The sequence below is a fragment of the Trinickia sp. genome (genome assembly GCF_051961175.1).
Lineage (GTDB): Bacteria > Pseudomonadota > Gammaproteobacteria > Burkholderiales > Burkholderiaceae > Trinickia.
Genome location: NZ_JBQCDN010000453.1, coordinates 1 through 4,319 on the forward strand (window position 1 = coordinate 1; position 4,319 = coordinate 4,319).

Sequence of the window (4,319 nt, forward strand, 5' to 3'; positions counted from 1 at the left end):
ATCAATTCGACGGCAAAATCCCAGCGCGGATGCTCGAGACGGCCGGTTGTCGCCGTGTAGTCGTCGATGACATTGATGCCGCCGCAGAACGCTACGCGCTCATCGACGAGCGCGAGCTTGCGATGCGTGCGAGACAAGCCGAATCGGCCGAACACACCGAACCATCCCGCGTTATAGATGCGATGCTCGATGCCCGCCGCGATCCATTCGTCGAACAGGGCGAGGCGTCCTGTTCCCAAGCCGTCGGTAATCACGCGCACGCGCACACCGCGGCCGGCCGCGCGTAGGAGCGCATCGGACACTGCGCGGCCGACCTCGTCATCGCAAAAGATATACGTCTCGAGCATGACGCGCTCGCGTGCCGCATCGATATGGGCGATCAAAGCGTCGAAGTACGCGGCGCCGCTATTGAAGAGCCGGACCTGATTGTCGGCCGTGAAGGCCAACCGCCAGGCGCGGCGGCGCGACACCAGCGCGGCCCCGATACGCGCGAGCCGACGCGCGCCGCGGCCGCTCATGCTTCGCTTGGCGGCTGCGGCGAAACAGGTTCGGCCGAGGTTCTCACACGCAGCCGACGTGGCAATTGCAGGATTGCGTCGCGATTGGACGAGGAAAAGCAGCGCGCGGCCGCTTGCTCATAGGGCAACCATTGGTAAGCAGTGTGTTCGCGCGGCGCGAGTTGGACTTCCAACCGATAAGGCACCTCGAGCCCGAACCAATGCTCGACGTTGCGGGTCACGCCATCCGCGTAACGGTGCCGCCACACGGGATAGATTTCGTACTCGATGAGCTCGCCCCAATCGATGAGCGCATCGAACGGCACGAGCGGCCCGCCGACGATGATCCCCGTCTCCTCGGCCACTTCGCGAACGGCGGTTTCGACAAGCGGTTCGTCGATGCGGTCTTTCGACCCCGTCACCGATTGCCAGAACTCGGGGCGATCGGCGCGCTCGATGATGAGGACGTCGAGCGCGGGCGTGTAGATGACGACGAGGACCGACTCGGGAATCTTCGGCGGTTTTGGCATGGTGTTTCGATTCGATTCGATTGCGGTTTGTCCGTCAGCATAGCGCAGCCGATCACTGCTGGCGCGATCGATGAGCCGAGTGGCAAACGAGGGAAAGCGGTGGTTTCACGACCCACCCATTTTAAAACGGACCGTGCCTGTATTCGCCGGGAGGCGCCACAGGTTGTTCCGACGTGAGGAAACGCAATGGCTATTAAGCACGGCAGCGAAACGGAAAGCTCCGTTCGGGAGCGAATCACAGCCGGATTGAGCGCAGAAAAGCGAGAGATCCCGCAGTTCGCTGCAGAACTGTCGGGCGGTTCCCTTAACCAGTTCATTGTGCAGGCGGCACTTCGGGCAGCCGAGCAGGTAATCGAGCAGGAAGAGGCCATCCGACCCATCCGTTTGACGATGGAAGAATCGAAGCGCTTCTTCGCTCTGCTCGATGAGCCTCCGGAGCCCAATGAAGCGCTGCAGCGTGCGATGGCACGCTTCCGGAATAGATGAAACCTCAAACTACCCTCATCCAGTCCTAAATGTGCGCAATGCCGTCACGTCGCACACGATGATCTGTATGGTCCTGCTCTTGCCTGCGTCCGCTCAATCAACATGCCGCTGCTGGCCGGTTCGGGGTTGCACAACATTTTGCACGAGGCGACGTAGGAGGGAAACGCGCAGCGCACGCCGAAGGCGCGAGCCGGATCGCCTCACATCAAACCATCGTTTGGTGGAGTCAACAATCATCGTAAGGAGAGCTTTAGCTATGCCACGCATTGCCGAAGAAAAAGACGTTCAGCCCGATTCCGCCTCCGAGCCGAAGCATTTGTTTGCAACCATCGGCGCGTTGAGTGAGCTTGGCGGACGCATCACAAAGGCGACGGGAGGCTTGGCCGTTGCGGGTCTGACCGCCGCACGGGTTAGCGACGTGGTGACCTATGAGGATGGTAGCGAAGCTGCCATTACTGACGATGCAGGCGAATACGCCGTCGATAACGATAAGCCCATCGCTCTGGTCGGCAGCAGGCTCAGCAACGGCGACATCATCACGGATAGCCCTGAGCGCGACAGCATGGCCTCATCCACCGTGTTCATTGCCGTGAAGCGTTCGACCGAGAACGGCTGATGCGGAGGGGCGCATGATTCGATATTTTCTCGCGCAAGGCGACCGCGCCGGGAGCGCTGTGATCATCGAAGGACTGGATTCCGTTAGCTGCTCCAATCCGCCTCCGCGCGTACAAATCGCAACGCTTGGCATGGCAACGTACTGTTCCGCCTGCAACCAGAAGGGTTTCATTGCACCGAAGGGTCCGCGCTGGCCCGGCACCGGACCAAATGGTATGCGATGGGCACTGAGCGGCGATATCAACGTCTGCGCATGCAATCCGCCGCAGGTTTTCCATGCCGAACGTGGCATGTCGATGACGTTCGCCCCCGAAGAGGCGGCTGCTCTGGTCGCTCCTTACGCCAGCTCGCGCGGACAGGTGACACAGGACGACGACGAGGATCTCGAACATTATTTCGAGCTTGTTGACGCGAAGACCGGGGCTCTCGTCGAAGGGATGACCTATAAGCTATCGAGCGACGGTCAATGTCTGGTCGACAACGCGACGCTGGCAGGGGGGAGAACGCGCGCATACTCGTTGAAGGAGCATCCAAATCTGGCCTTCGTGGCATGGCGTGAGGGGGATGCGCGATGAGCGGCGAAATCAGCCAAGAAGTGCGATTGCTTGCCGCGATCGCTTACGGGGAAGCATCCACGGCCAACGACCCGCAGGAAATCGGGGGAATTGCCTTTGCCGTCGCAAATCGCTGTCGCGCATGGGGTGGGAAGACAGTATCCGAGTTGCGTGCCGCCGACCCGGACTACGCTTATGCATGGGATGGCTCCAACGCTCGATTCAACAAATTGATGCGCACCGCTGACAGTGAAATTGAACTTAATCTGGGGATGAGGCAGGCTGTCGATTGGGCCCAAAAGGCGTTGGCCAACGATGGGCCGGACCCGTCGAACGGTGCATTTTGGTGGGACGGGCTCGACTTCAAGACCCAGTATGAGAGCCGCCCAAAGGTGCGCGATGGGTTCAAGTGGGGCTCCCCATCTGACAACATTTTCGGCGTGCCGGAAAAACGGCGCGAGCGCATCGCACGATGGCAGGTCCGTAACAAAAAAACCGGGAAAGTTGTCGATGGCAGCGAACGCGGCCGCTACGATTCGGTATGGGTTTCGACAGCCGCTCACGGTAGCACGGTATTTTGGCTGTACAACCCAGATTACCTGAAGGCTACCGGCGCAAAGGCATACCGGTGAAATCTGTCGTGTTGCTGATAGCGGCTTTGACCACGCTGTCGGGCTGTGCCCATGCTGCCCAGTCTTACGACGACTACGATGTGTTCTACGCCGCCCAGCCGGGTGCGGTGTTCGGCGCCCCAATCAAGCAACCTGTCGAGCCTCTCAGGCTCTACTCATATGTCGGCGAGCAGGGTGTTCACATGGAGTTGCGATCCACCCTAGACGGCAAGGCCGTGCGCATCGAGGTTGCACGGAACCGCATAACGGTCAACGACAAAACCTACCGCTTTGCGCGTGCAACGACGTTTCCGGGCGAGTATGGAATAGACATTCATCCAGACAACGTTAACGTGTTTCTCGCGGCGAGGACGAGCAATCGCCCTTCCCTCCTGTGTATGGAAGGGTACGGCAGTGGCTCCGGAGAAGCTGGCCGACACCAGCAGATATTTCTATTGGTGAACCCTCTAGCTCGCAAGCCAACGTTTCTTCATCTACCAAGCTTGCTTTCATCATGCCGCGCCGTAGTAGCAACGAAGGACGGCAAGCTTGCATTTCCAAAGAATAGCTACCTGTTCGATGATGCAGAAGAATCCCGTGTTGGCTTGCTAGTGTCGTACTACACGTTTGAAAAGCAGCGCTTTGTCTCGGCCCCGGCCCCAAACCAACGCCGGCTTAGATTTACGCATCCAGAGATACCGTTTCAATTTTCGGTTGAGGGCACGGATGAAACGGCCGACCCTCATGGCTCCCGCTAGCCTACGCAGGCATGGCGTTACGCGCCGCTCTACGCGACGCGACCCTTTGCCCATTAAGCCTTCGGCTGCTCCGGCTGACGCAACCGAATATGCAGCTCGCGCAATTGCCGCTCGTCCACCGCGCTCGGCGCCTGCGTCAACAAACACTGCGCACGTTGCGTCTTCGGGAACGCGATCACGTCGCGAATCGAATCCGCGCCCGCCATCATCGTCACGATCCGATCAAGCCCGAACGCGATCCCACCATGCGGCGGCGCGCCGTATTGCA

Annotated in this window: 8 protein-coding genes; 5 read left to right on the top strand and 3 right to left on the bottom strand. The window is 59.8% G+C overall.

The annotated features are described in order from the left end of the window. Together ACTHL0_RS25820 and nudB are read right to left on the bottom strand one after the other, a co-directional pair. A partial coding sequence (locus ACTHL0_RS25820) for a phospholipase D-like domain-containing protein (protein WP_440569913.1) occupies positions 1–518 on the bottom strand: 518 nt, incomplete at its 3' end. Beyond that, a complete protein-coding gene (gene nudB / locus ACTHL0_RS25825; RefSeq protein WP_440569914.1) occupies positions 515–1,027 on the bottom strand; it encodes a dihydroneopterin triphosphate diphosphatase in 513 nt (170 codons plus the stop codon). The genes nudB and ACTHL0_RS25820, both read right to left, overlap by 4 nt. Positions 1,028–1,213: 186 nt before the next feature. Here nudB and ACTHL0_RS25830 point away from each other — a divergent pair, with 186 nt between their 5' ends. From ACTHL0_RS25830 to ACTHL0_RS25850, 5 genes are all read left to right on the top strand, one after another. Further along, complete coding sequence (locus ACTHL0_RS25830) at positions 1,214–1,513, top strand: DUF1778 domain-containing protein (RefSeq protein ID WP_440569915.1); 300 nt, start codon at positions 1,214–1,216, stop codon at positions 1,511–1,513. Positions 1,514–1,769: 256 nt separating this feature from the next. Beyond that, positions 1,770–2,129 carry a PAAR domain-containing protein gene (locus ACTHL0_RS25835; protein WP_440569916.1) on the top strand — a complete coding sequence of 120 codons (360 nt, stop codon included), beginning with the start codon at positions 1,770–1,772 and terminating at the stop codon, positions 2,127–2,129. Positions 2,130–2,187: 58 nt separating this feature from the next. After that, complete coding sequence (locus ACTHL0_RS25840) at positions 2,188–2,703, top strand: hypothetical protein (protein ID WP_440569917.1); 516 nt, start codon at positions 2,188–2,190, stop codon at positions 2,701–2,703. Further along, positions 2,700–3,314 carry a hypothetical protein gene (locus ACTHL0_RS25845; protein WP_440569918.1) on the top strand — a complete coding sequence of 205 codons (615 nt, stop codon included), beginning with the start codon at positions 2,700–2,702 and terminating at the stop codon, positions 3,312–3,314. Before ACTHL0_RS25840 ends, ACTHL0_RS25845 begins: the two co-directional genes overlap by 4 nt. Beyond that, complete coding sequence (locus tag ACTHL0_RS25850; protein ID WP_440569919.1) at positions 3,311–4,051, top strand: hypothetical protein; 741 nt, start codon at positions 3,311–3,313, stop codon at positions 4,049–4,051. The genes ACTHL0_RS25845 and ACTHL0_RS25850 overlap by 4 nt, the downstream gene beginning before the upstream one ends. A 53-nt stretch (positions 4,052–4,104) precedes the next feature. Here ACTHL0_RS25850 and ACTHL0_RS25855 read toward each other — a convergent pair. Then, a partial coding sequence (locus ACTHL0_RS25855) for an amino acid--tRNA ligase-related protein (protein WP_440569920.1) occupies positions 4,105–4,319 on the bottom strand: 215 nt, incomplete at its 5' end.